General features: G+C 40.7%; 1 pseudogene. It reads right to left on the reverse strand.

Annotated elements, in window-relative coordinates:
- Positions 1–1145: pseudogene (locus FFM73_RS11095) on the reverse strand (mucin-binding protein); the annotation flags it as partial.
- Positions 1146–1286 lie beyond the last annotated feature (141 nt).

Consider the following 1286-nt stretch of genomic DNA (forward strand, 5'->3'; position numbering starts at 1 on the left):
GTGCCATCCGAAACACCAGTCAATTCAACCCCATTGCCCAGAGCCTTGCCGTCTTGGTCAACAAAGTTGACTTTAATACTTTGATTTTCAGGGGTATAAGTAACTACCGTATTAATATCAGTTGGAGTTTTAATGTCAGTAGGTTTGCTTGTTACTTTTTGACCAGCAACGGCATCGCCATTAGTAACAGCAACCGTATAACCGTCAACTTCATTCGGTGTTAATTTAGGCAGATTATTAGTTTGCGCATAAGTGGTGATGCCAGTAACTTCATCCGTTTTACTCGTCCAAGTAATTGGATCAAAACTGTTAGCTGGTAATGTGGCGCCTACTAAGGCTCCACCGTTAGCTACTGTATAAGTAACATTGCGGTTAGTTGCAACATCAGCATTATTGACTGTCTTATGCTTCAACTTAACCGTATATGTCATTGCTTGACCAGTACCAAAAGTAGTTGGAAGACTAGGATCTTCAGCTAATTCATAACCAGTTGGAATTTTATAATTAATTGTCGTACCAGCAGCACCAGTAATAGGTCCATCTGTAATAAGATTCCCATCTTCTCCTTTTACCGGAGTATTACCATTATCAGTATCAATATACGTAGCCGTGATACTGCTTGGTTCAGCCGTATAAGTTACGGTAGCGTCATTCAAAGATTCTTTTGTAGGATCAAAGTTAGTAGGCATTAAGCTGTTGCTGGTAACAGTAGCCTTGACTCCGCCAAGTTGAACCGGTGTAATTGGTGCAATATTAGTTTCTGGAACATAACTTACAGTATATTTACTTGGATCGGTTTCACCGGCTTTATCTGGAGTAGCCGTTACAGTAAACGTAATTGTCCGCGTGCTATCTGCTGGCAATGTCGTTCCTGCTGGCAATGTTGACCCAGCAGCTAACTCACTCTTAATATTTTGAACAACCGGAATTGTGATGTTCATGGCATCATCAATTTGTTGAGTAGTACCTTTATCAGTCGCCGCATTCGTAACCGTTGTTTGCAACGTTTGCTCAGCAGTTGTTGTCGATGCTGGTAATGTAACAGTAGCAGCACCAAGGGCCTTCAAAATTGCCTGTGCTTTAGCATTAGCTGCGTTTCGCGTAGGGTTATCAACCTTAGTAAGTTCCGTAGTTAAGTTAGTCATAGCCGTATCCAAAGCAGCCAAATCATCAGCTGTCTTTGTCTTAGAAACTGTTTGAGATCTAAATTGAGTTTTGGTATACTTTTGCAAAAAAGGAAATTGTTATGCCTAATTATCCCAGTAATATTACTCGCCAACAGTTTG

This window comes from Secundilactobacillus hailunensis (assembly GCF_005405185.1).
Classification (GTDB): domain Bacteria; phylum Bacillota; class Bacilli; order Lactobacillales; family Lactobacillaceae; genus Secundilactobacillus; species Secundilactobacillus hailunensis.